Below are 26,258 nucleotides of genomic sequence, written 5' to 3'. Positions count from 1 at the left end.
GTCGTGCTCGGAGCGAACACGGCGCGGATGCCTTTATCAGACCGGGTGGCTAGTCACCACCATGACTCACGTCGTCATCATCGGCGCGTACGGCAGCGCTGGCGCGGCCGCCGCCCGCGAACTCGCCCCCGTGGACGGAATCGACCTCACACTCATCGACGACGGGGACCCCGGCGGCGGGCTCTGCATCCTCAAGGGGTGTATGCCGTCGAAGGAGGTGCTGTCGGCCGGCGCCCACCGGTTCCAGGCGCGCCACGACGAGCGCCTCGTCGGCGACCCGCCGGAGGTGGACCTGGCGGCGACCGTCGAGCGCAAGGACGACCACGTGCTGGGCTGGGCCGAACACCGCCGCGAGGGAATCCACGGCCTGACCGAGCACGAGGGCGTCGAGTTCGTCCACGCGACCGCGGAGTTCGTCGACGACCACACGGTCCGGGCGGGCGGGCGGACCGTCGACGCGGATTACGTCGTCGTCGCCACCGGCTCGACGGTAAACCCCCCCGAGATACCGGGTATCGACGATGTCGACTACATGACGAGCGCCGACGTGCTCGACGCCACGGCGTTCCCGGACTCGGGCATCGTGATGGGCTTTGGCTACATCGGGATGGAGCTGGTCCCCTACCTCGCGGAGGCCGGCGGCATGGGGCTTACCGTGATAGAGCACGACGACCGGCCCATCGACGAGGCCGACCCGGCCTTCGGGGACGCCGCCAGGGACATATACGAGGACAACTGGGACGTGGAGATTCCGACGAACTGCCACGAGCGGCGCCTCGAACCGACCGAGGACGGCGGCGTGCGGCTGTCCGTCGAATTCGACGACGGGCGCGAGGACATCTACGAAGCCGACCAGCTGTTCTGTTTCACCGGCCGGCGGCCGACGCTCGACGGGCTGGGGCTGGAGCGGACGGCCGTCTCGGCGGACGGCGAGTGGGTCGGGGACACCATGCAGACGGTCGACGCCGACCACGTCTACGCCGTCGGCGACGTCAACGGCAAGGAGCCCATCCTCCACGTCGCCAAGGAGCAGGGCGTCACCGCCGCCGAGAACATCCGGCGTCAGGAGGCGGGCAGCGACCCCCAGCCCTACGAGAACGTCCACCACCACGTCATCTTCTCTGGGCTGGGCGTCTACCCGTTCGCCCGCGTCGGCCACAACGAGCACAGCGCCCGAGCGGCCGGCCACAGCGTGGTGACGGCGACCCGGCAGGCCAGCGACGACGGCGTCTTCAAATCGAAGGACGTGCCCGAGGGCCTCGCGAAGCTCGTCGTCGACGCGGCCGACGGGACGGTGCTGGGGTGGCAGGGACTACACTACCACGCCGACAGCTTCGCGAAGACGCTGCAAATCGTCGTCGAGCTGGGACTTGACGTGCGGGAGATTCCCGACCGGGCCTACCATCCGACGCTCCCCGAGAACCTCGACGGGCTGGTCAGGGACTGCGTGGCCCAGCTGGACGGGTGAGCGCGCCTCACTGTGGCGTCGACGGATAGCGGTCCAGTTCGACGAAGGCGGAGTTCCCACAGGCCCGACAGTCCCTCGGCGCACGGTACGTGTGGTCGGGCGGTTCGCCGTCGACGACGCCCGCGACGATGTTGTTGCAGTTCTCACAGACGTACTCCGTTGGCCGCTCCGGTTGGTGCGCCATGTTTTGTTGTATATCCTACAATTTCATAAGTCTGTGTCCGGCGGCGGGGTCGTCGCCCGCAGTTCGGTACCTCACTCCGTTCTGACGCCGGTTACCTCGAAGCGGGCGCCGCCGTCCACGCTCTCGGAGACGTCGATAGCCCAGCCGTGGGCGTCGACTATCCCGCGGACGATGCGGAGGCCGAAGCCGGTGCCGTCGTCGCTGGTCGTGTAGCCGCTGTCGAACACCTGTCCGCGGTCCTCGGGCGGGATGCCCGGCCCGTCGTCAGCGACGTAGAAGCCGTCCGAGAGGGCGCCGACCTCAACGGTCACGTCGGCGCCGCCGTGTTCGACCGCGTTCCGCAGGAGGTTCTCGAACAGCTGCTGGGTGGAGACTGTGTCCCCGTAGAGCGTTGTGTCGCCGTCCACTACGTGCAGGGTCGCGTCGTCGGACCCGGTCGCCTCCCAGGCGGCCGTCGCGACCGACCGCAGGACGTGCGGTTCCGGCTCCACCGACTGTTTGCCCGACCGCGAGAGCACCAGCAGGTCCTCGATGAGCGCGTCCATGCGCTCCAGGGACGCTTCGACGGTGTCGACGTGGTCGGGGTCGCCGTCGTACCCCTCGCGGATGATGTCGAGCCGACCCATCGCGACCGTCAGCGGGTTCCGCAGGTCGTGGCTGACGAGGCTCGCGAAGTCGTCGAGCCGGTTGCGCTCGCGGGTGAGCTGTGCCGCGTGGCGCTCGCGCTCTCTCTCGTAGCTCACCCAGTTGCCCATCAGGTCGATGAGCGTCACCTCCCAGTCGGTGAAGGAGTCGGTCCGGGGTTCGGTGTCGAAAAAGCAGAACGTCCCGTCTATCTCACCGTCGACCCACACCGGCGTCCCGAGATAACAGGAGGTCCCCATCTCGGTGTAGCCGGCCCGGTCGGTCAGCTCCGGGGCCTCGGCGGCGACGTCGCCGAGGACGAGCGTCTCCTCGTCGACGACCGCGCGCTCGCAGTTGGTCGCGCTCAGCGGGATGACGTCGCCGCTCGTGATTTGTCCGGAGGGGTCGTGGACGATGTCGAAGACGTAGCTGTCGTCCGATATCGACGAGAGCGCGGCACAATCGGTGTCGAGCACCTCCCGACCCAGGCCGAGCAACTCGTCGACCTTCTCCTCGAAGTCCCGGTCCTTGTCGGCGATTATCCGGTACACCTCACGGAGGACGCGGTCGCGTTCGGCCATCTCCTCTTCGCGGGCCTTCCGTTCGGTCACGTCCCGGAAGTACACCGAGAGCCCGGTCGGCGACGGGTACGCACGAACCGCGAACCACGTGCTGAGGGGGTCGTAGTGGGCCTCGAACGACACCGGCTCCTGGTCGTCCATCGCACGGTGGTAGGCGTCGTAGAACTGCGTGCCGACGAGCGGCGGCAGTTCGTCCCAGATGGACCGCCCGAGGAGTTCGGCCGCGGATAACTCCTCGCCGATGGCCTCACAGAGGATGGACAGCCCCTCCTCGTTGACGTACGTGAACCGCCAGTCGGTGTCGACCGCGAAGAAGGCGTCAGTCATCCGACCCAGGATTTCTCCCTGTTCGGCGGCGTCGGTGACGGCCGAGACGACGCGCTCGCCCAGCGCCCCGACGTTGTCCTTCGACAGATAGTCCGTCGCGCCGGCGCCGATGGCCTCGCTGGCCAGCGCCTCGTCGCCGTCGCCGGTCACCAGCACGAACGGCAGCCCCGACCACCGGTCCCGGACCTCCCGGAGGAAGTCGAGCCCGTCGCGGTCGGGGAGCGTGTACTCGCTGACGACGCAGTCGACGCGCTCGGTCTCCAGCGCCGCCAGCGCGGCCTCGACCGACCTGCACGTCCGAATCTCGTGAACGCCGTCCGCGGTGCGGAGGGACTCGGGCGCGGTCGCTGCCGTATCGACGTAGAGGACGTGAACGCGTCCGTCCGTCGCGGTGAGCGGTCGCCCCCCTGCGACCACGGGGTTTTCCATGGTCGTTAAAGGTCGTTCTGCCCTATATCAGTGTTGTACCACAGTCGCGGGAATCACTCCGGACGGCGGTCGGCCAGGACCGGTATCTCCGCGAGACGGTCCGCGTCGAGGGTGGCCCAGTCGATACCGTCGGGGCGCGGATACGGGCTGTGGGTCTCGACTGTCCGCTCCGGCGTGACGACGTAGTCCATCGGTACGTCGTGGTCGTCGACGGGGACGGTCGCCCCCGGAGCGGCGCTTTCGGGCCCGTCGACGACCTGCCGTTCGTGGACCGTTGTCAGGACCGGCGTCGACGCGTCGACCAGCCCCAGCTCGCACAGAACGGCGTACTCCAGGTCGCTGTACCCCTCGCCCTTGCCGATGCGGGCGCCGTCCTCGGTGACCGCCACCGACCCCGAGACCACGAGGTCTATCTGTCCGACCGCCTCGGGCCCGACCTGCCGGGCGTGGTCGGCGACGTTCGAGACGGCCGGCGCGGCCTCGATGTCGTCCAGTTCGGCCGGGTCGAGTTCGTAGAAACAGCGTCGGTCACGCAGCCGCGGGACCGCCATGTACACCGTCTTGCCGGCCCGCAACGCGGCCCGGCGCAGTGGGAGCTGCGGCGAGTCGGGGTTGGCCTTGACCGTCTCGGCGCCGTCCCACACGTCGGTCTCGGTCACCCGCTCGGCGGCCGCGGGGGCGCCCTCGAAGTTCGGAATGCGGTCGTGGGGCGGAAACGGGAACCGGGCGATTCCCTCCTCTTCCATCCGGTCCCACACCCGCTCCCTGATGGCCTGTTTGTCCATACGACACGGTGTGGCCGGGGCCACATACTGTTTGGCCAGTCGCCTGCGTGGGTATCCGTCGGCGACGGACCAAACGCAGAAGTGTCGTGGAAGTGAACTTTCTCGCGATGAGTAAGTCCCAAGCGGAGCCCGCGCTCGTGGCCGCCGAGACGGAGGGGGCGAGCGACCTGCGGGTCGACGTCGGCGTGTTCGTCGCCCACGCGCCCGGGACCGACCCGGACCGGCTGTCGTCGTTCGCCTCGCAGGTCGCCGCTGACACCGTCGAGGCGTTCGGCGCGGCCACGGAGGTCTCGTGGCGGTGCTTCCTGGAATCGCCCCAGCGGCTCCCCGACGCCGACCGGCGCCGGCCCTCGGAGTTCCTCGACAGGGCCACCGACGAGATGGCCGAGGGGCCCTACGACATGGTCGCAGTGGTGACCGACGCCCCGCTCGTCTCCCGGCGCGAGCGGTTCGTCCCGGGGCTGGCTTCGCCGCTGGCGCGGGTGGCCGTACTGTCGACGCGGAACCTCCGGCGGGCGCCACGGGGCGAGCCGACGCGCCGACTCGACGACGGCGCGGTCCGGTGGAACGGGGCGGCGCTGCTGGCCCATCTGGTCGGGCACGTGCTGGGCGCGCGCCACGCCGACGGCGGCGTCATGGCCCCATTCGAGTTCGCTGCCGACAGGCGGTCGATACCGCCGATAGACGCCGATGTCGCGGCCCAGCTCCGGCGGATTGCGGGTGAGATACCGGCCGACGAGGCCACGCCGCGGGGCCCGCTGGGGCGCCTGGCCTTCCACGGGGCGAGCGCCGCCCGGAACCCGAGTCGGGTCCTGCGGGCGCTGGGCAACAGCCGCGCCCCGCTGCTCCCGCTGTCGCTGCCGAAGCTGTCGACAGCGGCGGTGGCGCCGACGCTCGTCATCGTCTTCAGCGCCGAGTCCTGGGACGTGGGCGTGCACATGGGGAACCTCACGGCGGCGCTGTTCGCGGCGGTGAGCGTCCTCGTCGCCGCGCTGTACGTCTTCTTCGCTCAGAAGCTCGCCTTCCCGCGCAAACGACACCGGGTTGTCACTGAGCAGACGGCACTGGTCAACGTGACTGTCTTCCTCATACTTCTGGGGGCGATGGTCGGCCTGTTCGCCGTCGTCTGGAGCGTGATGCTCGTCATCGAACTCGTCGTCTTCCCGCCAAACCTGATGTCGAACTGGCCGAGCCTCGAAGATCCGGTCGTGGGCCTCGTCGACCTCGTCCGGACCGGCGCGTTCATCAGCACTATCGGCGTCCTGTCGGGCGCGCTGGCCGGCGGGCTGGAGAGCCGGACCATCGTCAGCCACCTGACGCTGTTCCTGGACCGGCCCTGACCTCAGTCGCCCGCTATCTGCTGTTGGTCGTACTGCTCGCTGACCTGTGTCACTTTGTCGAGTGCGTCCTCCTCCTCCCGGAGCGACTCCGCGAGCATGTCGGCGGCCTCCTCGTGGCCGGTCTTCTCCGCCAGCGACGTGAGGTTCCCGTAGGCCGCTATCTCGTAGTGTTCGGTCTTCTGGCCGACCTCCATGTTGTACCGCTCCAGCACTTCGCCCTCGTTCTCCCGAGCGAACTGCTCGTGTTCGGAGATCATCGACTGTACGACCGCGTCCTCCGTGGCGGTCGGCTCCTCGCCGAGCTGGTCGAACACCCGCTCCAGCCGGTCTATCTGTCCCTCCGTCTCGGCGCGGTGTTCCGAGAACGCCTCCTTGGCGTCCGCGTTCTCGGTCCCCTCGGCGAGTGTCTCCAGTGCGTCGACGAGTTGTTGTTCGGTGTAGTACATCTCCTGGAGCCCCTCGAGGAGGAGCTCGTCTATGGATTCTGTAGTCATGGTGCCTCTAGCGGGAACTGGCGCGGGCTGTCAATCAGTTGTCTGGTTGTAGCTGCAGGCCGCCACCCGGGGCGTGGACGCGCCGAGTTGGCACACTGGCGGCCAGACGGCAGCGGGGACGACACCGACAGCCGCGACGGCAGCGGGAGACAGCGAGGGTCGGCGCCGGAACGACCCGCTGGCACTGTCTCGTCACACTGCACTAAGTGGCCTTTCAGTCGCCGGCAGTGGCCCCACTGCCGGGCCGGGCGACAGGCTACATCCGCCCCGGAGCCACAATGACAGCAATCGGCTACACCCTATCGAGCGAGGAGCACCACCCGTCGGCCCTGGTCGACTACGCCCAGCGGGCGGAGGCGGCCGGCTTCGACTTCCTCTCTATCTCGGACCACTTCCACCCCTGGGTCGGCGAGCAGGGCGAGGCGCCCTTCGTCTGGTCGACGCTGGGCGGAGTCGCGACCGCGACCGAAGACATCGACGTCGGTGTCGGCGTCTCGGCGCCGATACAGCGTTTCCACCCGGCCATCTACGCGCAGGCCGCCGCCACCGTCGCCGCGATGTTCGAGAGCCGCGCGTTCTACGCCGGCGTCGGCACCGGCGAGAACCTCAACGAACACGTCCTGGGCGACCGCTGGCCCGAACACGCCGTCCGCCTGGAGATGCTCGAAGAGGCCGTCGGCGTGATACGGAAACTCTGGTCGGGCCGGGAAATCAGCCACCACGGGGACCACTACACCGTCGAGAACGCACGGCTGTTCACGCTACCCGAGGAACCCCCGCCCATCTGCGTCTCCGCGTACGGCGAGCGCGCCGCCACGGCCGCCGCCGACTTCAGCGACGGGTTCTGGTCGGTCGGCCCGCAGGAGGCCATCGAGGTCTGGGAGGACAACGGCGGAGAGGGGCCGCGTTTCTGCCAGCTCCAGGCCTGCGTGGCCGAGACCGAGGACGAAGCGGTCGAGACCGCCTACAAGTACTGGCCCAACAGCGCGCTGCCGGGCGAACTGAGCGCCGAACTGGCCACCCCGGCGCTGTTCGAACAGGCGACGGAAATGGTCTCGAAGGACGACATCGCCGAGGGCAGCATCATCACGGACCCCGACCCGCAGGCCCACATCGACAGCATCGAGGCGGCCATCGACGCCGGCTACGACCACGTCTACACCATGCAGATAGGAGACGACCAGGGGGCGCTGCTGGAGCTGTACGAGGAGGAAGTGCTCCCGTCGTTCTCGTGAGGGCGGAACGCGGCTGTCCCTCTGGGGGAGTCGGTGGCCTCGGCACTCATAGGGTTCGTCACCGCCGGGGAGTCACCCCGGCTCGGAACACCGGTTCGTCATCGGCCGGACGCACCTACCGGGCGCTGGCGGTTGTCCCTTTCGGGTACGGGTTGGAAGAAGCGCTAAACGACCCCGGACCCTCCGGGCAGGCCGTCCACGCCGTCGTCCTTACTGCTGTTCGACCCCCGGCGAGGTATCGGAGCGGACACGGCGCGTGAACCGCCGAATCGCCTCGGTGTAGGCCTCCGGCCGGCCGAGATTGGCCGTGTGACCGCTGCCGTCGACGACCTCGACCCTGGCGTCGGGCGCGGCTTCGCCGTGGTCGCCCGCACCGAGTCTGCTGACGAGGTCGCCCTGGCCGTTGAGGACCAGCGCCGGGCCGTCGTAGCGGCCGAAGGCGGCCCGGAAGTCCTGTCCGGCGAGGTACGGCCCGGCGACGCCGAACTGCCGCGGGCTGAAGCCGGCGTCGATTATCTCCCGCTTGTGGTCGGCGGTGATGTCGCGCCTGTTGGTCCACCACGCGGCGAAGTCCTCCAGTTTCGACTCGACGCGGTCGCTCCGGGTCAGCAGTCGGGTCAGGCCGGCGATGGCGCGGGTGAGGGGGTCGAGGGCCCCGACCGGGTTCGCGCTGCTGCCCGTGAGCACCAGTCCGTCGACGGCTTCGGGGCTGTCGTAGGCGTAGGCCGTCGCCACGTACCCGCCCAGCGAGAGGCCCACGAGTATCGCCGGGCCGACCTCGTCGAACACCCCCTCTAACAGTTCGACCGACGAGCCGAGGTCGAAGTCGGTCCCCGCCCGCTCGCCGTGGCCGGGGAGGTCGACAGTCACGACACGGAACTGCTCGGCCAGCGCGTCCCGCTGTGGCGCCCACATCCGGCGCTGGAACACCGCTCCGTGAACGAACACGAGCGTCGTCGCGTCCGCCGGGCCGGTCGCGTCGACGCCCCGACGGAGCGTCTCCGACTCGGGTCGATTCATTCGCAGTGCCCCGCTGTAGTCGCGTCGGTGAGCGAGCGTCCGAGCATCCGCCGGCCGTCGGCGGCGAGCGGGGATTAGTATAGGGCCGTTTCCCCGACCGGGCCGGCCGGTCGGGGGTAAAGTATCTGCACCTTGCGTGACGGGCCGGAGCGAAACCCACCCTTATCCGGAGTAAGGCGGCCGGCCGGACCCGTATGCCCGGACTATCTCGGTTGTCCACACGTCCCCGTCGAGGGCGTGCGAGGGACGCAAGAACCCCTCTCTCTCAAGGAGACAAGAGAGCCAGACTCGGTGCCTCTGCTGTGCTACGACCCCGTTAGTTCGTCGTCGTGATTTCGACCACGTCGCGGTGGTCTAGCTCCGTGTCGGCCCCTATCTGGCGCTGTGAGCGCACGTCGTGGGCGTGGAGGAAGCCGTCACCGATGTCGGTGTGTAAGAAGTACGCGAAGTCCTCGGCGGTCGACCCGTCGGGGAGGACGAAACAGTCCTGCAGGAAGGTGCCGTCGTCCTGTGGTTTCCGGGCGCCGGGGAACACCGCAATCGCCTCCAGTTCCTCGAACAGCGCCGTTTCGAGGGCCCGCTGGACGCCGGTGCCGCCGAAGTCGTCGACGAACTCCCGTATCTGTTCCAGTCCCGCGGCCTTCGCCTCGGGCAGGTCCGCCAGAATCTCGAAGTCGCTGTCGCCGGGCCGGTAGTCCAGCACGTCCTGTTCGGCGCCGTTCTTCAGCGCCTTCTCGGCGTGGGCCGAGACGGGGACGAAGGTGAGATGCTCGTAGTCGGGGTCGGTCGTCACCGCCTCCCAGTTGTCCTGTGCGGCCTCGGTGTCCATCTTGTTGGCCGCGATGACCATCGGCTTCGTCCGGATGCGGATCTCGCGGGCGAGTTCCTCGCGGTCCGCGTCGTCCCACGCGTCGGGGTCGAGTTCGAGGTCCAGCGACAGGATGACCTGCTTGATCTCGTCCTCGTTAATCTTGAACGCCGAGAGCTGCTCGGCGAGGTCGACCTCGATGTCGCCGTCCTCGCCGTGGTAGCCCGAGCGGTAGCGCTCGATGCCCTTCTCCAGCACGTCGAGATACCACATGTCCAGTTCGTTCTCCAGGAAGTCGATGTCCTCGCGGGGGTCGTGGTCCTCGGTGGGCTCGCCCTCCAGGTCCGTCTCGCCGGTGAAGTCGACGACGTGGATGAGGACGTCGGCCTCGTTGAGGTCCGAGAGGAACTGGTTCCCCAGGCCCTTCCCCTCGTGGGCGCCCGGGACCAGCCCGGCCACGTCGACCAGTTTCGTCGGGACGAAGCGGACGCCGTCGTCGCAGTAGCCGTGGTTGGGGGTACAGCTGTGTTCGAACTCCGGGGCGGCACAGTCGACGCGGACGTACGCCTCGCCCATCGAGGGGTCGATAGTCGTGAACGGGTACGCGCCCTCGGGCACGTCGTTCATCGTCGCCGCGTTGAAGAAGGTGGACTTGCCGACGGAGGGCTTGCCGACGAGTCCGATCTTGTAGCTCATTGGGGAAAGGATGACAGAGAGCGGCTAAAGAGTTGTCAAACGGACCGAGAGCGTGTGAGAGTCGCAAACAAGCGGGCCGCCGCCGGCCACAGTATCGCCGGGCCGGACCACGAAGCGTGACAGGCACAGCGAACGCGTCACACGGGCCGCGAAAGGGCGGGAGCGTCCCGCCAATTGAGCCATTATAAATAAGGCGCTTCGGCCGAATCTCTCCGGCGAACACAGATGGACCGACAGCTATTCGACAACTCGGAGGCGGGGACGCGCCGGAGCATCCTGTTCGCAATTACGATTGCGACCGGGGCGCTGTGTTTCACTGCGGCGACCTCGGTCGTCGTCAGCGGCGCGAACGCGGCGATTGCGGCGCTTCTGGGCGCTCTGGGCGTCGTCGTCCTGGTCTTCGGCGGCTATCTCCAGCAGGGACAGTTCGAGGGGCTAGTCAACGAGGAGCAGGGCATCTGGCAACAGAAGTAGGCACCCCTGACGCGTCGGCGACCGCTCGCGGGCGAACCCCCGGCGGCCGCGTCGGCGGCGTCAGCCCTCGAAACCGAGCAGCCCGGGGTACTCGGCGATGATACCGTCGACGCCCGCCTCGACCAGTTGGCGGGCCTGATACCAGCTCCGGACGGTGTACGCGTTCAGCCGGCGGTCCTCTCCGTGAGCGAGCGCAACGAGGTCGTCGACCGCGAGGGACTCGTCGGCGAAGGGCGTCCCCGGCACAGTATCGAGCGCGACGTGTACCGCCTCACAATCGTATCTGCGGGCGATTTCTAACCCGGTTCGGACCTCCGAAGCGACGAGGACGGCGACCGGAACCGACGGGGCCCGCTCGCGGACGGTCGAGAGCGCGGCCTCGTAGAACGAGGAGACCAGCACGTCGTTGTCGTGCTCGTCGACGACGTCGAGGACGGCGTCGGTGAAGGGCCGCCAGATGTCCGCCCGGGTCGCCAGGGCCGCCTCCGAGAGCGCCGTCTCGAAGGCCAGGTCGTCGCTACCCGGGTTCTTGAACTCGACGTTCACCCCGACACTCGGCGGAATCGCCGCCAGCACCTCGTCGAGCGTCGGGACCGTCTCAGCAGTGCCGAGCACCCGCGCGCCGGTCACGGTCTCGGTGTCGGTCTCCCAGACGGTGCCCGAGCGGTCGGTCAGCCCGCCGTCGGCGCGCCCGCCGAGGGTTTTGTCGTGGAAGACGACCGGGGTGCCGTCCGCCGTGGGGACCACGTCCACCTCGACCATGTCCGCGGGGGCGTGGCCCGCTCCCGTCCCGCCGCGTGCGGCCGCCTCGACGGCCGCCACGGTGTTTTCGGGGTACCGGCCGGCGAACCCGCGGTGAGCGATGACGGTTGTGTCGTCGCTGGTCGGGCCCACACCGACTCACTCCCCGATTCGCTCCCGGGCCGCGGCGACCACCAGCGGCAGGGTGATGGTCGCGTCGGCGTAGACGGAGACGTTCCGGGCGTCCTTCTCTAGCTTCCCCCACGAGCGGGCCTCGTCCAGCGTCGCCCCCGAGAGCCCGCCGGTGTTTGCGGGGTCCATCGTCAGCTGGACGGCGTAGTCGTAGGCGTCGGGCGAGACCAGCATCGTCTGGAGGACGTAGTTCTTCGGGACGCCGCCGCCGACCACGAGCGCGCCGGCGCTGTCGGCCTCGTAGGCGATGTCCGTGATCGAGGTCATGTCCGCGAGCGCGTCGACGGTGAAGTCGCTCGTCTGGGAGTACATCCAGGCCTGCAGCCCCAGGACGGAGTCCTGGAAGGCGGGGCAGTACACCGGCACGTCGTTCTCGTAGGCGGCGGCCAGGACGCCGGCGTCCTCGGCCACGTCGTCGCGCTCGTTGACCTCGCTGTTGGCCCGGCCCAGCTCCTCGGTCATCCGCTGAATCGAGACCGCGCCCTCGTCTTCGAGGACGGTGAAGACCTCCTCGCGGAGGTGGTTCTCGAACAGCGCGAAGTGCTCCTGGGGGAGGTAGACGTTGTAGATGCGGTCGACGCCCTCGTCCCGGAGCGTCTCGTCGTGTTCGCGCTCGGTGTGGCCCTCCGCCGTGACCTCGCCGTGGTGGTGTTTGCCGCCGATGGCCTCGATGGTGTCGTGGGTGCAGTTCGCGCCGGTCGTGACCAGCACGTCGACGTGGCCGTCCCGGATGAGTTCGGAGATGATAGCGCGCATCCCTGTGGGGACCATCGCGCCGGCCAGCCCGACGAAGGTCGTCACGTCGTCGGAGAGCATCTCGGCGTAGATGTCGACGGCCTCGTGGATGTCGGCCGCGCCGATGCCGGCCCCACCGTAGCTGTCCGCCAGTTCGCCGACGGTCATCCCCGCGCGCGCCTCGGCGTGGCCGATGGGGTCGTGACAGAACGTCTCTCGGTCCTCGTGGTCGCTCATTGGCACTGTGTGGTCGGGCGGCGGGCTTCAACGGCGTGGTTTCGGAACGGAACCGAAACCGTCGACACCGTGGCTCACGAGGGGGCCGGTGTGTCCATCTCGACGAGCCGGCGACGGTCCCTCTGGGTCATCGTCGCGGCGGCGACGCTGACGGTGATGGCTGGCGCGATACTCGGACCGGTCGTCCCGCGGATACAGGACGAACTCGGCGTCTCGGGGACCGCCGCGGGGCTCATCATTACGGCCCACGGCGGGGTCATCGTGCTCGCGAGCCCGCTGATGGGCTCGCTCGTCGACCGGGTCGGACCCCGCCGGCCCTTCGTCGCGGGCCTCTTCGTCTACGGCGTCGGCGGGGGCGCGGGGCTGGTCATCGACAGCTTCGTCCCGCTCCTGCTCTCGCGGGTCGTCCTCGGTATCGGAACGGCGGCGGTGTACACCGCGATTACGGTCCTCATCTACGAGCTGTACGAGGGCCAGTCGATGGAGCGGGCGCTGGGGTACCGCAGCGGCGCCAACAGCGCCGGGGCCGCGGTGTGGCCCCTCGTCGGCGGCGCGGCCGGCGCGGTGGCCTGGAACCTCCCCTTCGGCGTCTACTTCGTCGCCGTCCCGCTCGGGCTGGTGGCGGTCCTGACGATACCGGAGACGCGCGACGGCGCGGCCGACGGCGACGGGTCGGACGCGTCGGCCGCCCTCCCCGCCCGGGTCCGGGCGACGCTTGCGGTCTTCCGCCGGCAGCCGGCGCTCCTGCCGGTGTATCTGCTCTACTTCGGCGCGAACGCGCTGCTCTATGCCATCGTGGTGTTTTACCCGCAGTTCCTCCCGGAGGTGGGCGTCAGCTCCTCGCTGGCTATCAGCCTCTATCTGGCCGCCAACGGCACCGCCGGCGGCGTCTCTGCGGCAGTGTACGACCGGCTCCTGAACCGCGCCGGGCGAGCCACGCTCGTCGGCGTCGCCTTCCTGCTCTGGGTGCTCGGCTTCGGGGCGGCGACGGTGGTCGGGACCGCAGTGACCGCGATGGTACCGGTCGTCCTCTTCGGACTCGGCGTCGGGCTGGTGTTCCCGTCGACGTTCGCCTGGGTCGAGCAGTTCGCTCCGCCGGACCGACAGGGGCAGTTCAGCGCCTACGTCGCCTCCTTCGGCTACACCGGACAGTTCCTCTCGCCGCTCCTGTTCGGCCCGCTGGTCCCCCTCGTCGGCGTCCGCGGCGTGTTCGCGGTCGCCGCTGTGGCCGCCGGGGTCGCCGCCCTCGCGCTCGCCGCGGCGACGCGTCGCTCGTGACCGGGTCCGTCCGCAGCGACCCGTCCGGCGACTGGCCGAAATACTTATCAAACGAATACCAGTTAGTTCTAACGTGGAAAACGCATTGCTCGCAATGGTCACCGTGTTCGGCCTGGCCCTCCTTACCGGTCTCGCCGGATTCGTCCTCCTGCCGTCCACCTGGGCCCCGGTGTTCGCGTCGGTCGCCGGCGTCTCCAGCCTCGGGCTGAGCGTGACCGGCTACGCTATCCACAAGCGGTGACGGTTCAGGAGAGTACCAGCGGCGCCCCACAGCAGTCAGAGCGGTAGCGGTCGCGCTGTCGGACCAGCTTACACTCCCGGTAGCGTCGGGCGACCAGCCCGCCACACGCCTCGCAAGCGAGCTCGTACTTCGCGTCCGCGAAGACCGGGCAGTGAACGTCGGTGTCCAGCTCGGCCGCTCGCTCGCGGAAGGCCGCGCCGTGGTCGGTCGTCCCGTCGCGCTGGTACTGCTCGACGTGTATCAGTTCGTGGCGCAGCGTCGCCGCCCACTCGGCCCGGTCGAAGGCGTCGAACGCCTCGCGGGTCAACGAGAGCGTACACGGCAGCGGGCGCCCGTCGGCCCCGTCGAGGGCGTCCCAGTCGTAGCGCTCGCCCACCGTCGCGTCGGGCAGTTTCGGCCGCTTGACTGCCGCCGCTCGGCGCTTGGCCCGATGGGAAACGTCCCACTCGACGAGGTCGAAGCGCACGTCGACGCCCCGCTGGCGGCGGACCCCGCGGCAGTAGTCCCGGGACCAGGCGACGACCTCCGCGTCGGTCTCGACGGCCGCGTGCTCGATATCGCCCGTCACAGCCCGGTCGGACAGTCGATGTAGGTCGTCTCCGGCCCCCAGTCTTCGAGCAGTTCCCCCAGGGCCTCCACGCCGAACGTCTCGGTGGCGTAATGGCCCGCGAGGACGACGTTGATGCCGGCCTCCCGGGCCTCGTGGTAGACCTGCTGTTTCCCCTCGCCGGTGACGAGCACGTCCGCACCGACGTCGACGGCCTCGTCGAGCCAGTCGGCGCCGCTCCCGGTGACGATGGCGACGTCCTCGACGGTCTCGGGGCCAAAGTCCAGCGTCTGGACCGGCTGTCCGCCGGTGTCGAGGTCGGCGTCGAGCCGGTCGGCGAGCGCCGACAGCGGCGTCGCCTCGGTCAGACGGCCCCGCTGGCCGATATACTCCCCGCCCATCGCCCCGAACGGCGCCCGGTTCACCAGGTCCAGCAGGTCCGCGAGCCCGGCGGCGTTGCCCAGTCGCTGGTGGCCGTCCAGCGGGAGATGGGCGACGTACAGCGCGATGTCGTTCTCTATCAGCGGCGCGATGCGCCGGTAGTTGCTGTCGGTCACGCGCTCGATGCTCCCCCAGACGATGCCGTGGTGGGCCACGAGGAGGTCCGCGCCGGCCTCGCTGGCCCGCGCGGCGGTCTCGGCGGCGGCGTCGACGGCGACCGCGACAGTCTCGACCTCACGGTCGGCGGGCCCGACCTGGAGCCCGTTTGGGCTGGCGTCGATGTCGGCGTAGGCCTCGGTGTCGAGTGTCTCGTCGAGTCGACTGGCGATGTCCCCTGCGTGCATTGGCGGCCCTTCGGCGTCGGGGGTGGTAGGTTTTCGGCCCGCAGCGAGCGCGGGGGGATACCGACACCACTGTGAGCGTACCGGCTCTTCGCTACTGTCGTGGGCCCGGTAGACGGCTGAGCGAAGGTGAGATCACCGCCGCGGCCGGCGTCCTCACCGCCGCGTGCGGTTGTACTCGTAGACGCCGACGCCGCTGTTACGGTACACCCGGGTGAACCGGTCGCTGGTCCGCATCGACTCGTGGAGCGCCGGTGAAATCGTCGCTCCGCCCCGGCCGGAGACGAACCACCCTCGGGGGACGTAGACGTAATCGACCTCCGAGGCGAACCCGTACTCGCCGAGCGTCGCGTTCACGCACGACGCGTTCCAGCACCTCGTGAGCCGGTTCTGGGCGGACTCGTGCCTGTCGAACGTCTCACCGCCCGACCATTCGGTCCCGTACTTCACGATGACGGACGTGCGGTTCGCCAGATACGGGAACCACTCGCTCGCCCCGCCGACGACGGCGACCCGGGTGTCCTGAGCGGTCTCGTTCTCTATCCACTCCATCGCCGTCCGGTCGTCCGAGTCGGCGTACACCGGCAACGGGCTGTCCGGGTTCGTGCTCGACGCCGCGACCATGTTCTGGCCCACGAACGGGCCGACGAGGACGACGACGAACGCGATTGCGACCACCTGCTGGGCGGACAGGTCCGGCAGGTCGAACCGCTGGGTCAGACGGTCCGGGACAGCGCCGTCCCAGTCGGGCAGGTCCAGCCGGTCGACATCGAGGGCCGTGAGCAGCGAGTAGGTGAACGCGAGCCCCACCGCGCCCAGCGGCGCGATGAAGAGTATCCCGAGACGGTCGTGGGGCGGTACCAGGAGGACGACGGGGACGGCGAGCCAGGCGGGCTGTTCCCAGTCCCCCCGGGCCACCGTCACGACGGTACCGAGCACCGCGAAGACGGCGGGCCAGTTCATGACGTAGCCGCCGTCCAGGAACCAGCTCGCCAGCGCCTGCAGGTCGGAGAGACTGTGGTTCATCGAGCCGTGCGACCCCGCGCCGTTGAAGAAGATGCCCGGGCCGTGGTTCGAGACGACGGTGAGCCACCACGGGCTTGCGATGGCGAGCCCGCCGACGGCGACGCCCGCGCCGACCGCGAGCCCCCGCGGCGTGCGGTCCCAGACGAGCCAGGCGGCGGCGACGCCCGCCCCCGCTGCCGCGGCGTGGACGGGATGGGTCAACACGACGAGTCCCCAGCCCAGCGTCGCGGTCGCCAGGGCCCGCCGACCGCCGCCGTTGGCGAAGTACTGATAGGCCTCCAACAGCGCGACCAGCATGAACAGAAACCCCAGGCCCCGGACGAAACCGCTGGCGCCGACGAGGAACACGTTCAGCGTGACGTGCGTGCCGGTGACGATGCCGGCGAGACACCCCGTCTCGGGACTGTCGGTGAGCACCACCGTGAGGTGGTACAGCATCCCGACGATACCGAGGAGGACGACCGGGGCGCCAAAGCGCAGCAGCGTCACGCCGTCGACGCCCAGCTTCAGGAAGACGGCCATGACGTAGAACGCGAGCGGGGGGTACGCGAAGGGGATACCCTCGGTCGTAAAGCCCTGAATCGTCGTCGGCAACGTCCCCGAATCGGCGACTGTTGTCGCCATCTTCAGGAAGAGCCCACCCAGAAGCGCCGGGAATCCGTGGCTGTGGAGATACGCGGCCTGAACGGCCACAGAGGCGCAGAGAGCCACCAGCAAGAGCTTCCAGTACCGGTTCAATCGCATATACTTCCGGCAGTGTAAGGATACGCATAATATTGTTGGTCCGAAACAGGTCGGTCCGAATAGCGCCGTAATCGGCGCTTTCGCTCCTGAATACAGTGTTTTGGAGAAGTGGGCCGGCGCGAATTCGAATCGCGGTTACGGCCACCCGAAGGCCGAAGGATACCAGGCTACCCCACCGGCCCGTGCGATAGCAACTGAACGATGGCGAGGACGATTTTTAACCCTTCCGGAACCGACCGTCGGAGGACGTGGAGGGGACTGGCATTTCGACACCGACTTCTGCTGGCCGGAGTACAGAAAATATATATCTCCCGCGAGTTACTCACGAACTGAGTAACTAATGACGATACTCGTCACCGGGGCAGACGGCTACATCGGCTGGCCCACAGCGCTGCGTATCGCGTCGCGAACCGACGACCGCGTCCTCCTCGTGGACAACTTCGGCCGCCGCGAGTGGGTCGAAGAGGTCGGCGCGACCAGCGCCGTCCCCGTGGCCTCTATCGACGAGCGGCTCGACGCCGCCGAGGAGACGCTCGGCATCTCGAACATGTCCTTCGTCGAGGGCGACCTCGTCGAGAAGGACTTCGTCGACGAGCTGCTCCAGGTCCACGAACCCGACACCGTCGTCCACGCCGCCGCCCAGCCCTCCGCGCCGTACTCCCAGATAAACGGCGAGCGGGCCAACTACACCCAGCACAACAACCTCCAGGCCACCCGAAACCTCCTGTGGGGGCTCGAAGAGCACGACCTCACGGACACCCACTTCGTCGAGACGACGACGACGGGCGTCTACGGCGCGCCGGAGTTCCCCATCCCCGAGGGCGGGGCGACGATGGAGAACCAGGGCGAGGCCGACGACGTGCCGTTCCCGGCGATGGCCGGCTCGTGGTACCACCTCACGAAGTCCCACGACGCGGCCAACATGCGGCTGGCCCACAAGCAGTTCGACATCCCCGTCTCGGACGTGCGCACCGCCATCACCTACGGGACCGAGACCGAGGAGACCCGCGAGGACGAGCGGCTCAAAACTCGGTTCGACTTCGACTACTACTTCGGGACGGTCACGCACCGCTTCTGTGCGCAGGCCGTCGCGGGCTACCCCGTCACCGTCTACGGCAAGGGCGAGCAGCGCAAGCCGTTCGTCTCGCTTGAGGACGCCGTCGAGGGGCTGGCCCAGCTGGCTCTGGGCGACGCCGACGACCGGCCGGAGGGGCTGACGGTGTACAACCAGGTGACCCGCGCCATCAGTATCGTCGAGATAGCCGAGACCATCGCCGACGTGGGCGAGCAGTTCGACCTCGACGTGGCCGTCGAACACTTCGAGAACCCGCGCGACGAGGACGAGACACACAAGATGGAGATAGAGAAGTCCCGGTACACGGACCTCATCGGTGACCAGGACCAGACCTTCGAGGAGGGTGTCGAAGACATCTTCGAGACGCTGACCACGTACGCCGACACCATCGAGGCCCACGAGGACCGCTTCCTGCCGGGCGTGCTCGTCGACGAATGACGACCGACGTGCTGGTCACGGGCGGCTGTGGCTACATCGGGAGCGACCTGATTCCCCGGCTGGCCGACGACGACCGGGTGGGCGAGGTGGTCGTCCTCGACAGCCTCGCGTCGGGGTCGCCGCGCGCGCTCATGGGCGCTGTCAACGGCAGTCTGGAGTTTCGTCGGGGCGACGTCCGCGAGTACGGCGACGTCGAGAGCGCGATGCGGGGCGTCGACGCCGTCGTCCACCTCGCCGCGATAACGGGCGCCGCAAGCACCCACGACCGCCGCGAGGAGACCGTCGCGGTCAACTACGACGGCACCGAGAACGTCCTGACGGCCGCCGGGAAACTCGGCGTCGAGAACGTCGTCTTCGCCTCCTCGTGTAACGTCTACGGCCGCGCGACCAGCACCGACATCGACGAGACCGTCGACCCCGACCCCATCAACCCCTACGCAGAGACGAAACTCGATTCGGAGGCGCTCCTCCGGGAGGCCTGCGAGGAGTTCGGGATGGACGGGACGGCGCTGCGGATGGCGACGAACTTCGGCTACTCGCCGGGCATCCGGTTCAACCTCGTCGTGAACTACTTCGTCTTCCGGGCGCTGACCGGGCGGACCCTCACCGTCTACGGCGACGGGTCGAACTGGCGGCCCTTTATCCACGTCAGCGACGCCGCTCGGGCGTACAAACACGCCGCCCTGGAGCCCGGCGCGTGGGACGAACGGGTCTACAACGTCGGGTCCAACGACGCCAACTATCAGATATCCGAAATCGCCGACATCGTCGACGAGGAGGTCGGCGCGGTCGACATCACCTATCTGGAGGACGAACACCCCGGGCCGTCCTACCACGTCAACTTCGACCGGCTGGCGGGCACGGGCTACGAACCGCAGACGACCCTCCGCGAGGGGGTCCGCGACATCGCACGGAGATTCACCGATGGCTGAGACACACATCGCTCTCACGGGCGCGGCCGGCTACATCGGCAGCCGCGTCCTCGTCGAACTGGAGGCACAGCACCCCGACTGGGAGATTACCGCACTGGACAACTTCTATCTCGGCGACGTCCGCTCGGTGGGCGACGTCGACGTCGAACACGTCGACATCCGGAACCGCGACCGCCTGGAGGAGACGCTGGACGGCGCCGACGTCGTCATGCATCTGGCGGCCATCTCGGGCGTCGACGACTGCGAGGCAAAGCAGGACCTCGCCTACGAGTGTAACGTCCAGGGGACCGAAAACGTCGCGTGGTTCTGCCACAAGACCGGCGCCGCGATGATATTCCCCTTCTCGATGGCCGTGCTCGGGGACCCGACGGAGTTCCCCATCACGGTCGACCACCCTCGGGACCCGATGAACTGGTACGGCCGCACCAAACTGCTCAGCGAACGAGCCATCGAAGAGTTCGCCGACGGCGCGTTCCCGGCCCACCAGTTCATGATTTCCAACCTCTACGGCGGCCACGAAGTCGGCGGCCGGGAGATATCCAAGGGGACCGTCATCAACTTCTTCCTCTCGCGGGCGATGGCCGGCGAGACGCTGACGGTGTACGAACCGGGCACCCAGTGTCGGAACTTCGTCCACGTCAAGGACGTGGCCCGCGCGTACCTGCGCAGCGCCGAGCGGCTGGTCGAACAGCTCGACGCGGGTGAGACCGGCGTCGAGAAGTACGAGATAGCCAGCGACGAGGACCCCGGCGTCGAGACCGTCGCCGAACTCGTCCAGTCCGTCGCGGCCGAGCACGGCCGCGAGGTCGACATCGAACTCGTCGAGAACCCGCGGGCCGGCGAGGAGACGCTCGTCTCGGAGTTCCCCGTCGACACGACCGCCGCGCGGGAGCGGCTGGGCTGGGAGACCAGATACGACGTGGAATCGGTCGTCCGGGAGCGGTTCGCGGCCGAGTCGTAGCCTACCAGGTCAGCCCCTCGTAGGTGATGCCGTCCCGGCGCTCGACGATTCTTCGACCGTCCACGACGACCGGCTCATCCATCGCGTCGAACTCGCCGTTTAGCGCCGCGAACTCGTCCCAGTCGGTGACGACGACCGCGCCCGAGGCCCCTTCGAGGGCGCTGGCGGCCGAGTCGGCGTACTCGATATCCGGATACCGCTCGCGCATGTTCTCGGTCGCCACGGGGTCGTAGGCCACGACCTCGGCCCCGCGTTCGCGCAGCCCCTCGATGACCGGGACCGCCCGCGTGTTACGGATGTCGTCCGTGCCGGGTTTGAACGCCAGCCCGAGGACGGCGATGCGCTTGCCCGAGACGTCGACGTGGTCGTCAAGCAGGGCGAGCAGGCGTTCGGGCTGGGCGTCGTTCAGCTCGACCGCCGCGGAGAGCACCGCCGGGTCGTACCCCTGCTCGCGGGCGGCGGCGATGATGGCGTCGGTGTCCTTCGGGAAGCAGCTCCCACCCCAGCCCACGCCACTTCTGAGGAACCGCTCGCCGATGCGGTCGTCGAGCCCGATGGCCTCGGCCACCTCGTAGGCGTCGACGCCGAACTCCTTGCAGACGTTGCCGATGTCGTTGATGAGCGAGACCTTCGAGGCGAGGAAGGTGTTGTTGGCGTACTTTATCATCTCGGCCTCGGCGATGCCGGTCTCGACGACGGGCACGTCGCCGTCGGCGGCCTCCCGCAGGGGCGCGTAGAGCTCGTTGAGGGTGTCGAACGCACGGTCGTCGTCGGCCCCGAAGACGAGCTTGTCTGGGTTCAGGAAGTCCGCGACGGCGGTGCCCTCGCGCTGGAACTCGGGGTTCGAGGCGACGAGGAAGTCCTCGCCGCGTGTCAGGCCGGCCTCGGCGATGCGCGGGGCGAGACGCTCGTCGGTCGTCCGGGGAATGACGGTCGATTTCGTGACGACGAGATGGGGCTGGTCGCGCCCGTCGCCCTCGGCCAGCGCCTCGCCGACGCTCGCGGCGCCCGCCTCCATGTACCCGAGGTCGATGCTGCCGTCGTCGTTCGACGGCGTGGGCAGGGCGAGCATCGTGAGGTCGGTGTCCCGGATGGCGTCGTAGTCCGTCGTCGCCCGCAACCGCCCCCCGCCGTGTTCGGCGACCAGTTCGTCCAGGCCCGGCTCGTGAATCGGCGCCTCGCCGTCGTTGATAGCGTCGACGACGGCCTCGTCGATATCTATCGCCGTGACCTCGTGTCCGAGGTCGGCCAGACACGCCGCGACCGTGGTGCCGACGTAGCCGCTGCCGACGATACTGACGTTCATCGCCCCCGACTTCGCCGTCACGGGTGATGAGAATTCGGGTCCTTCGGCGGGGGGTATGGCCTCCGGTCTGGGTCGATAGATGCCGCGGCTCGCGGCCGCTACGGGTCGATAGCCGGTCCATAACAAGGCTCGGCTACGTGCCAGCCGGGACCAGCCGAATGAACACCGAACGACTACTCTCGGCCGGGATGGCCGTCGTCGTCGTCGCCGCCATCGGGCTCTCGGCGTCGACGCTGGCGGCGTCGATGTCGACTGACCCGGCCGACGCGGTCGACGTCCAGTGGGACGCCCTGCCGCTGGGCGAGGACGACCAGGGCGGGGTAGAGTCGGCGGCGGAGACCGTCGACGAGACCTTCCGCCAGGGCGGGAGCGGGGAGCGCGATGGACAGGGTGACGGCGGGGACGCTCAGCGGCCGGACCCACAGTCCGGTGACGGAGCATCGGAGGGCCGGGAAGCCGGAGAGAGCGCTGGGGACCAGGCCTCCCAGGGCGGGGACGCGGGCGGCGAGCGGGCCGACAGCGCCGATAGGAGCGGTCCCGAACAGACCGGCCTATCGGACTCGACCGGTTGGGCCGGGCTCGTTCCCGGGGGCCTGCCGCTGTGGTACTTCCTGGCGCTCGTCCCCCTGCTCGCGGCCGTAATCCTCGCCTACCGCTACCGTGACCGGCTCCGTCGGGCAGGCGAGGGCGACCCCGGCGACTCCGCGGCCGAGCCGCTGTCGTCGGCCCCGCAAAACGACGTGGAGCGGGCGTGGGCCGAGCTCATCGAGCGGGCCGGCGTCGACCGCCCGCGGACGCGGACGCCGCGGGACTGCGCCCGCCGCGCGGTCGAGACGGGCTTCGACCCGGCGCAGGTCGACCGGCTCCGGCGGGCCTTCGAGGACGTCCGGTACGGGACCCAGCCCCCGACGGACGAACAGGCCCGCGTCGCCCGCGAGACGCTCGCCCGGCTCGACGGTGGGGCCGCGTGAGAGCGAGCGGCCGCCGCGCCGCCGCGCTCGTCGGGCTCGGCGTCGTCGCCGTCGCCGTGGCGCTGGTCCCGGGCGTCGCGACGCTGCTGCCCGTCGAGGCGGTCGTCGCGTTCGTCGGCAACGACTACTTCCTGCTCGGGGCTTTCGGCGGGGTCGCGCTGGCCGTCCTCGGCTGGATGGTCGCCCGGCGTGCGGTGGGGCGCGTCGAGCAGGCGGCCCCGCCGGACCCCGAGACCGTCCCCGACGCCCCGCGGCCGGGCGAGCGGGTCGACGACCTGCTCGGCCGGTGGCCGTGGGCACTCTCGGCGGCCGACCGCGGCTACCTGCGCGAGCGGCTCCGGGCCGCGGCCGTCTACGGGGAACGCGGCGGAAGCCGGAGCAAAGCGGCCGCCAGGGAGCGCGTCGAGGCCGGGGCCTGGACCGACGACTCGGTGGCGGCCCGTTTCCTGGCCACCGACGCGAGCGGGCCGACGGTGGCCGAGCGCCTGCGGTCCGCGCTGCGGGGGGACGCCTGGACCCAGTACGCGGCCCGGCGGACCGTCCGGGCGCTGGTCGACGGCGGTGATGGGCAGTGACGGTCCGGGCGACCGGGCGCTGGCGCGGTATCGTCGCCGTCGCGCTGTGGTTCGTCGCCGTCGGCGTCCTGACCGACCGGCCCGCGGCGCTGCTGGTCGGCGTCGTCGGGGCCGGACTGGCGGTCTATCCGCGGCTCTCGCGCCCGCCGACGGTCGAGCTGGAACTGGAGCGGGAGGTAGGCGAGGCCCGACCCGCCCGCGGCGAGCCGGTGCCCGTCACGACCAGGGTGAGAAACACCGGCGACCGGACGCTCGCGGACTGCCGCGTAATCGACGGCGTCCCGGCGATGCTCTCGGTCGCCGAGGGGAGCCCGCGCCACGCCGCCGTGCTCCGGCCGGGCGGGACCGCCGAGTTCAGCTACGCCGTCGCGGCCGAGCCCGGCCGCCACCAGTTCGACCCGGCGACGGTCGTCGCCCGCGACATCACGGGCGCCCACGAGGTCGAGACGACGGTCGCCGCCGGCACCGAGATACAGGTCGGGGACGCCGTCCCCGAGCTCCCCGTCCGGCCGGACCCGGACGGCCACGCGGGCCGGCTGGTCACGGACGAGGGCGGCAGCGGCATCGAGTTCCACTCCGTCCGGGAGTACCGCCCCGGCGACCCGATAGGCCGTATCGACTCGAAGCGGTGGGCCAGGACCGGCGAGCTCACCACCGTCGAGTTCCGCGAGGAGCGCCCCACGTCGGTCTGCCTGCTGGTCGACGCCCGCGCGCCCGCCTACCGGGCCGCGGCCGAGGACCGACCCAACGCGGTCGCCCACTGCCTCGCCGGCGCCGAGCAGCTCGTCTCGGCCCTCTCGGACACCCGGGACGCCGTCGGCCTGGCCGCCTTCGGCCGGGAGCCCTGCTTTCGGGCCCCCGGCGTCGGACCGGACCACGAGGCGGCGCTGTGGCGGCTGCTCGCGACCCACCCGGCCTTCGACGCGACGCCGCCCGGCGCGGTCCGGACGGGTCGGGACGGCGACGGCGAGGACGACCTCGACGGGCAGGCGACGCTGCTGCGGAAGCGGCTCGGGACCGACACGCAGGTCGTCGTCCTCTCGCCGCTCACGGACCGGCGAATCGTCGAGACTATCCGGACCCTCGCGGCGGCCGGTCACACCACGACGGTCGTCAGCCCCGACGTGACTGCCGACGGGAGCCTCGGCCAGCGGCTGGCCCGCCGGGAGCGCACCCTCCGACTGCGCGCTCTACGCGGGGCCGACATCCCGGTCGTCGACTGGGACACGGCGACGCCGCTCGGGGCGGTGCTGCTGGACGAGCGGCGACGGCGGTGGTCCGCGTGAGCGTCGCCCACCGGCCGACGCCGCTGGCCAGCGCGCTCGCCCTCCTGCTCTGTGCCGCCTCGACGGCGATACTCGCGCCGACGCTCGACCAGCGCGTCGCCGTCCTCGCCGCGCTCGCCGGGACCGGCCTCGTCGCCGCCGGCGGCCGGGAGTTCTCGGCGCCGGTGCCACAGGGGCGGCTCTGGACGGCGCTGGGGGCGGCGCTCGTGGTCGGGGCGATACTCCGTGGCGAGACGCTCGCCGACCCCCGCCACAGCATCGAACTGGTGCCCGGCCTCGTCGGGATGGCGCTCGTCGGGCTCGGCGTCCGCCCGATACGGCAGCGATTTGCCCGCCGGTTCGTCTCGGCCGGGCTCGCGGTCATGATAGTCGGCGTGTCGCTGGCCGGTATCTTCGAGGCCGCCGGCCCGCTGCGCCTGCTGGGCGCGGCCGCCGCCGCCGTCGCCGCGTGGGACGCCGCGGAACACGGCATCAGCCTCGGCGAACAGCTCCGGACCGACGCCGGGACCCGTACCGTCGAGCTGGTACACACCGGGGCCACGTCGGCTTACGGCGCCGCCACGGTGGCCGCGGCGCTGCTCGTCTACGACCACGGGGCGACCGGCCTGCCCCTGAGCGGGCTCGTCCTCCTGCTTGCCGCCGCGGTCACTCTGCTGGCGTTGCTGTATAGGTGACCGTCGGCACCGCCACGTCGTCGAGCAGGTCCGCGACGACCGCGTCCTTGGCCACGTCCTCCACGCGGGCGTCCGGCGTCAGGACGAGGCGGTGTCCGAGGACGGCCGGCGCGACGTCGGCGACGTGGTCGGGCGTGACGTAGTCGCGACCGCGGACGACCGCGAGCGCCCGGGCCGCCTCGAACAGCCGCTGGGTCCCCCGCGGGGAGACGCCGGTCGCGACGCGGGCGTCCTCGCGGGTCGCCCGGGAGAGGTCGACGACGTAGTCCCGGACCGCGTCGGCGACGTGGACGGCCTCGGGCGCCCGCCGGAGCGCGGCCGGGTCGACGCTCCCGGCCTCGACGCCGGGCGTGCGGTCCGTGCGGGCGGCCCGGCGGTCGACGAGTTCGCGCTCGCCGGCCGCGTCCGGATACCCGAGGCTCGTCTTCACCACGAACCGGTCGACCTGTGCCTCCGGCAGCGGGAAGGTGCCGTCCTGCTCGATGGGGTTCTGCGTCGCGATGACGAAGAACGGCTCGGGGAGGTCGTGGGTCCGCCCCTCGATTGTCACCTGCCCCTCGGCCATCGCTTCCAGCAGCGCGGCCTGTGTCTTTGGCGACGCTCGGTTTATCTCGTCGGCCAGCACCACGTTGCCGAAGATGGGGCCGGGCCGGAACTGGAACTCCCCCGACTGCTCGTCGAAGACGTAGGTCCCGGTCACGTCCGCCGGCAGCAGGTCCGGCGTGAACTGGATGCGGGAGAACGACAGGCCCAGCGCCCCGGCCAGCGAGCGGGCGGTCAGCGTCTTACCGGTGCCAGGGACGTCCTCCAGGAGGACGTGTCCGCGCGCCAGAAACCCCGAGAGGACGGTTTCGAGCGTCTCCCGGTCGACGATGACGGCGCCGGAGACGGCGTCGATGACGGCGTCGCAGTGGTCCGCAGGAGTGTCCGTGTTCATCGGGCGAGGGTGGGCGGCTACGGTGGTTTGTTATCGCCGCCCTACCGGCCGAGAGCGCGGTACCGGCCGGTGCGAGGGCCTGATGGCCCCCAGCGTGCTACAACGCTGCGATGAG

The 26,258-nt window shown here is 69.9% G+C and carries 26 protein-coding genes and 1 tRNA gene; 13 read left to right on the top strand and 14 right to left on the bottom strand.

The window, feature by feature from the left end; all coding sequences use genetic code 11:
• Positions 1-61 precede the first annotated feature (61 nt).
• The gene (locus NJQ98_RS15450) at positions 62-1,468 is read left to right on the top strand and encodes a dihydrolipoyl dehydrogenase family protein (RefSeq protein WP_262180289.1); all 1,407 of its coding nucleotides are present in this window, start codon (positions 62-64) and stop codon (positions 1,466-1,468) included.
• Positions 1,469-1,475: 7 nt separating this feature from the next.
• Here the strand turns inward: NJQ98_RS15450 and NJQ98_RS15445 are convergent, their stop codons facing one another.
• From NJQ98_RS15445 to NJQ98_RS15435, 3 genes are all read right to left on the bottom strand, one after another.
• Positions 1,476-1,652: a hypothetical protein gene (locus NJQ98_RS15445; RefSeq protein ID WP_262180287.1), complete on the bottom strand. Its 177-nt coding sequence runs from the start codon at positions 1,650-1,652 to the stop codon at positions 1,476-1,478.
• Between the two features lie 71 nt (positions 1,653-1,723).
• On the bottom strand, positions 1,724-3,613 hold the full coding sequence (locus NJQ98_RS15440) for an ATP-binding protein (RefSeq protein ID WP_262180285.1): 1,890 nt from the start codon (positions 3,611-3,613) through the stop codon (positions 1,724-1,726).
• 53 nt (positions 3,614-3,666) lie between these two features.
• Entirely contained in the window at positions 3,667-4,398 is a 732-nt protein-coding gene (locus tag NJQ98_RS15435) for a 5-formyltetrahydrofolate cyclo-ligase (protein ID WP_262180283.1), read from the bottom strand.
• 107 nt (positions 4,399-4,505) lie between these two features.
• Between NJQ98_RS15435 and NJQ98_RS15430 the strand changes: the two genes are divergently transcribed.
• Positions 4,506-5,738 (top strand): hypothetical protein, encoded by a 1,233-nt coding sequence (locus NJQ98_RS15430; protein ID WP_262180281.1) that lies wholly within the window; start codon positions 4,506-4,508, stop codon positions 5,736-5,738.
• Between the two features lie 2 nt (positions 5,739-5,740).
• Here the strand turns inward: NJQ98_RS15430 and NJQ98_RS15425 are convergent, their stop codons facing one another.
• Complete coding sequence (locus NJQ98_RS15425) at positions 5,741-6,232, bottom strand: YciE/YciF ferroxidase family protein (RefSeq protein WP_262180279.1); 492 nt, start codon at positions 6,230-6,232, stop codon at positions 5,741-5,743.
• A 278-nt stretch (positions 6,233-6,510) separates the two neighbouring features.
• Here NJQ98_RS15425 and NJQ98_RS15420 point away from each other — a divergent pair, with 278 nt between their 5' ends.
• Positions 6,511-7,467 (top strand): TIGR03557 family F420-dependent LLM class oxidoreductase, encoded by a 957-nt coding sequence (locus NJQ98_RS15420; RefSeq protein ID WP_262180277.1) that lies wholly within the window; start codon positions 6,511-6,513, stop codon positions 7,465-7,467.
• Positions 7,468-7,677: 210 nt separating this feature from the next.
• Here the strand turns inward: NJQ98_RS15420 and NJQ98_RS15415 are convergent, their stop codons facing one another.
• Both NJQ98_RS15415 and NJQ98_RS15410 read right to left on the bottom strand, forming a co-directional pair.
• Complete coding sequence (locus NJQ98_RS15415; protein ID WP_262180275.1) at positions 7,678-8,487, bottom strand: alpha/beta fold hydrolase; 810 nt, start codon at positions 8,485-8,487, stop codon at positions 7,678-7,680.
• Between the two features lie 316 nt (positions 8,488-8,803).
• On the bottom strand, positions 8,804-9,991 hold the full coding sequence (locus tag NJQ98_RS15410; RefSeq protein ID WP_262180274.1) for a redox-regulated ATPase YchF: 1,188 nt from the start codon (positions 9,989-9,991) through the stop codon (positions 8,804-8,806).
• 225 nt (positions 9,992-10,216) lie between these two features.
• Here NJQ98_RS15410 and NJQ98_RS15405 point away from each other — a divergent pair, with 225 nt between their 5' ends.
• Positions 10,217-10,465 carry a hypothetical protein gene (locus tag NJQ98_RS15405; protein ID WP_262180272.1) on the top strand — a complete coding sequence of 83 codons (249 nt, stop codon included), beginning with the start codon at positions 10,217-10,219 and terminating at the stop codon, positions 10,463-10,465.
• 60 nt (positions 10,466-10,525) lie between these two features.
• Here NJQ98_RS15405 and NJQ98_RS15400 read toward each other — a convergent pair whose 3' ends face one another.
• On the bottom strand, positions 10,526-11,359 hold the full coding sequence (locus NJQ98_RS15400; RefSeq protein WP_262180270.1) for a glycerophosphodiester phosphodiesterase: 834 nt from the start codon (positions 11,357-11,359) through the stop codon (positions 10,526-10,528).
• Between the two features lie 6 nt (positions 11,360-11,365).
• The gene (locus NJQ98_RS15395; RefSeq protein ID WP_262180269.1) at positions 11,366-12,370 is read right to left on the bottom strand and encodes a deoxyhypusine synthase; all 1,005 of its coding nucleotides are present in this window, start codon (positions 12,368-12,370) and stop codon (positions 11,366-11,368) included.
• 90 nt (positions 12,371-12,460) lie between these two features.
• Between NJQ98_RS15395 and NJQ98_RS15390 the strand changes: the two genes are divergently transcribed.
• Together NJQ98_RS15390 and NJQ98_RS15385 are read left to right on the top strand one after the other, a co-directional pair.
• A complete protein-coding gene (locus tag NJQ98_RS15390; RefSeq protein ID WP_262180267.1) occupies positions 12,461-13,648 on the top strand; it encodes an MFS transporter in 1,188 nt (395 codons plus the stop codon).
• Between the two features lie 73 nt (positions 13,649-13,721).
• On the top strand, positions 13,722-13,889 hold the full coding sequence (locus NJQ98_RS15385) for a hypothetical protein (protein WP_262180265.1): 168 nt from the start codon (positions 13,722-13,724) through the stop codon (positions 13,887-13,889).
• Between the two features lie 4 nt (positions 13,890-13,893).
• Here NJQ98_RS15385 and NJQ98_RS15380 read toward each other — a convergent pair whose 3' ends face one another.
• From NJQ98_RS15380 to NJQ98_RS15365, 4 genes are all read right to left on the bottom strand, one after another.
• Positions 13,894-14,457, bottom strand: coding sequence for a SprT-like domain-containing protein (locus NJQ98_RS15380; protein ID WP_262180262.1), 564 nt, complete (start codon positions 14,455-14,457; stop codon positions 13,894-13,896).
• The gene (locus NJQ98_RS15375) at positions 14,454-15,221 is read right to left on the bottom strand and encodes a Nif3-like dinuclear metal center hexameric protein (protein WP_262180260.1); all 768 of its coding nucleotides are present in this window, start codon (positions 15,219-15,221) and stop codon (positions 14,454-14,456) included. The genes NJQ98_RS15380 and NJQ98_RS15375 overlap by 4 nt, the downstream gene beginning before the upstream one ends.
• Positions 15,222-15,374: 153 nt before the next feature.
• Positions 15,375-16,988 (bottom strand): hypothetical protein, encoded by a 1,614-nt coding sequence (locus tag NJQ98_RS15370; RefSeq protein ID WP_262180258.1) that lies wholly within the window; start codon positions 16,986-16,988, stop codon positions 15,375-15,377.
• Positions 16,989-17,097: 109 nt separating this feature from the next.
• Positions 17,098-17,170, bottom strand: a tRNA-Pro gene (locus NJQ98_RS15365).
• Positions 17,171-17,328: 158 nt separating this feature from the next.
• Between NJQ98_RS15365 and NJQ98_RS15360 the strand changes: the two genes are divergently transcribed.
• Genes NJQ98_RS15360 through NJQ98_RS15350 form a run of 3 tightly spaced genes read left to right on the top strand, consistent with a single transcriptional unit; the run spans position 17,329 to position 20,394 of the window.
• Complete coding sequence (locus NJQ98_RS15360; protein ID WP_262180256.1) at positions 17,329-18,501, top strand: NAD-dependent epimerase/dehydratase family protein; 1,173 nt, start codon at positions 17,329-17,331, stop codon at positions 18,499-18,501.
• Entirely contained in the window at positions 18,498-19,433 is a 936-nt protein-coding gene (locus tag NJQ98_RS15355) for an NAD-dependent epimerase/dehydratase family protein (RefSeq protein ID WP_262180254.1), read from the top strand. The genes NJQ98_RS15360 and NJQ98_RS15355 overlap by 4 nt, the downstream gene beginning before the upstream one ends.
• Positions 19,426-20,394 (top strand): NAD-dependent epimerase/dehydratase family protein, encoded by a 969-nt coding sequence (locus NJQ98_RS15350; RefSeq protein ID WP_262180252.1) that lies wholly within the window; start codon positions 19,426-19,428, stop codon positions 20,392-20,394. The genes NJQ98_RS15355 and NJQ98_RS15350 overlap by 8 nt, the downstream gene beginning before the upstream one ends.
• A 1-nt stretch (position 20,395) precedes the next feature.
• Here the strand turns inward: NJQ98_RS15350 and aglM are convergent, their stop codons facing one another.
• Positions 20,396-21,700 carry a UDP-glucose 6-dehydrogenase AglM gene (aglM, locus tag NJQ98_RS15345; protein ID WP_262180250.1) on the bottom strand — a complete coding sequence of 435 codons (1,305 nt, stop codon included), beginning with the start codon at positions 21,698-21,700 and terminating at the stop codon, positions 20,396-20,398.
• Positions 21,701-21,858: 158 nt separating this feature from the next.
• Between aglM and NJQ98_RS15340 the strand changes: the two genes are divergently transcribed.
• From NJQ98_RS15340 to NJQ98_RS15325, 4 genes are read left to right on the top strand one after another with little or no spacing between them, the layout of a single operon-like run.
• A complete protein-coding gene (locus NJQ98_RS15340) occupies positions 21,859-22,671 on the top strand; it encodes a DUF4129 domain-containing protein (RefSeq protein WP_262180249.1) in 813 nt (270 codons plus the stop codon).
• Positions 22,668-23,246, top strand: a complete 579-nt coding sequence (locus NJQ98_RS15335; protein ID WP_262180247.1) for a DUF7269 family protein — start codon at positions 22,668-22,670, stop codon at positions 23,244-23,246. The genes NJQ98_RS15340 and NJQ98_RS15335 overlap by 4 nt, the downstream gene beginning before the upstream one ends.
• Positions 23,243-24,532 (top strand): DUF58 domain-containing protein, encoded by a 1,290-nt coding sequence (locus tag NJQ98_RS15330; protein WP_262180245.1) that lies wholly within the window; start codon positions 23,243-23,245, stop codon positions 24,530-24,532. Before NJQ98_RS15335 ends, NJQ98_RS15330 begins: the two co-directional genes overlap by 4 nt.
• Positions 24,520-25,206 carry a DUF7519 family protein gene (locus NJQ98_RS15325; protein ID WP_262180243.1) on the top strand — a complete coding sequence of 229 codons (687 nt, stop codon included), beginning with the start codon at positions 24,520-24,522 and terminating at the stop codon, positions 25,204-25,206. Before NJQ98_RS15330 ends, NJQ98_RS15325 begins: the two co-directional genes overlap by 13 nt.
• On the opposite strand, the gene NJQ98_RS15320 is transcribed toward NJQ98_RS15325, so the two are convergent.
• Positions 25,178-26,143 (bottom strand): AAA family ATPase, encoded by a 966-nt coding sequence (locus NJQ98_RS15320; RefSeq protein ID WP_262180242.1) that lies wholly within the window; start codon positions 26,141-26,143, stop codon positions 25,178-25,180. The genes NJQ98_RS15325 and NJQ98_RS15320 overlap by 29 nt on opposite strands.
• Positions 26,144-26,258: the final 115 nt, after the last annotated feature.

It is taken from the genome of Haloarcula laminariae, assembly GCF_025457605.1.
Taxonomy (GTDB): Archaea; Halobacteriota; Halobacteria; order Halobacteriales; family Haloarculaceae; genus Haloarcula; species Haloarcula laminariae.
Note: the sequence above shows the minus strand (reverse complement) of the source record. Positions and strands in the feature narration are given on the sequence as shown.

What these genes read in the sequence shown, in the direction of transcription:
- NJQ98_RS15370 (WP_262180258.1), bottom strand. Translation starts at nt 16,988, where the DNA reads ATGCGATTGAACCGGTACTGGAAGCTCTTGCTGGTGGCTCTCTGCGCC.
- NJQ98_RS15445 (WP_262180287.1), bottom strand. Translation starts at nt 1,652, where the DNA reads ATGGCGCACCAACCGGAGCGGCCAACGGAGTACGTCTGTGAGAACTGC.
- NJQ98_RS15440 (WP_262180285.1), bottom strand. Translation starts at nt 3,613, where the DNA reads ATGGAAAACCCCGTGGTCGCAGGGGGGCGACCGCTCACCGCGACGGAC.
- NJQ98_RS15420 (WP_262180277.1), top strand. Translation starts at nt 6,511, where the DNA reads ATGACAGCAATCGGCTACACCCTATCGAGCGAGGAGCACCACCCGTCG.
- NJQ98_RS15355 (WP_262180254.1), top strand. Translation starts at nt 18,498, where the DNA reads ATGACGACCGACGTGCTGGTCACGGGCGGCTGTGGCTACATCGGGAGC.
- NJQ98_RS15350 (WP_262180252.1), top strand. Translation starts at nt 19,426, where the DNA reads ATGGCTGAGACACACATCGCTCTCACGGGCGCGGCCGGCTACATCGGC.
- NJQ98_RS15430 (WP_262180281.1), top strand. Translation starts at nt 4,506, where the DNA reads ATGAGTAAGTCCCAAGCGGAGCCCGCGCTCGTGGCCGCCGAGACGGAG.
- NJQ98_RS15395 (WP_262180269.1), bottom strand. Translation starts at nt 12,370, where the DNA reads ATGAGCGACCACGAGGACCGAGAGACGTTCTGTCACGACCCCATCGGC.
- NJQ98_RS15415 (WP_262180275.1), bottom strand. Translation starts at nt 8,487, where the DNA reads ATGAATCGACCCGAGTCGGAGACGCTCCGTCGGGGCGTCGACGCGACC.
- NJQ98_RS15405 (WP_262180272.1), top strand. Translation starts at nt 10,217, where the DNA reads ATGGACCGACAGCTATTCGACAACTCGGAGGCGGGGACGCGCCGGAGC.
- aglM (WP_262180250.1), bottom strand. Translation starts at nt 21,700, where the DNA reads ATGAACGTCAGTATCGTCGGCAGCGGCTACGTCGGCACCACGGTCGCG.
- NJQ98_RS15450 (WP_262180289.1), top strand. Translation starts at nt 62, where the DNA reads ATGACTCACGTCGTCATCATCGGCGCGTACGGCAGCGCTGGCGCGGCC.
- NJQ98_RS15425 (WP_262180279.1), bottom strand. Translation starts at nt 6,232, where the DNA reads ATGACTACAGAATCCATAGACGAGCTCCTCCTCGAGGGGCTCCAGGAG.
- NJQ98_RS15340 (WP_262180249.1), top strand. Translation starts at nt 21,859, where the DNA reads ATGAACACCGAACGACTACTCTCGGCCGGGATGGCCGTCGTCGTCGTC.
- NJQ98_RS15320 (WP_262180242.1), bottom strand. Translation starts at nt 26,143, where the DNA reads ATGAACACGGACACTCCTGCGGACCACTGCGACGCCGTCATCGACGCC.
- NJQ98_RS15410 (WP_262180274.1), bottom strand. Translation starts at nt 9,991, where the DNA reads ATGAGCTACAAGATCGGACTCGTCGGCAAGCCCTCCGTCGGCAAGTCC.
- NJQ98_RS15360 (WP_262180256.1), top strand. Translation starts at nt 17,329, where the DNA reads ATGACGATACTCGTCACCGGGGCAGACGGCTACATCGGCTGGCCCACA.
- NJQ98_RS15435 (WP_262180283.1), bottom strand. Translation starts at nt 4,398, where the DNA reads ATGGACAAACAGGCCATCAGGGAGCGGGTGTGGGACCGGATGGAAGAG.
- NJQ98_RS15375 (WP_262180260.1), bottom strand. Translation starts at nt 15,221, where the DNA reads ATGCACGCAGGGGACATCGCCAGTCGACTCGACGAGACACTCGACACC.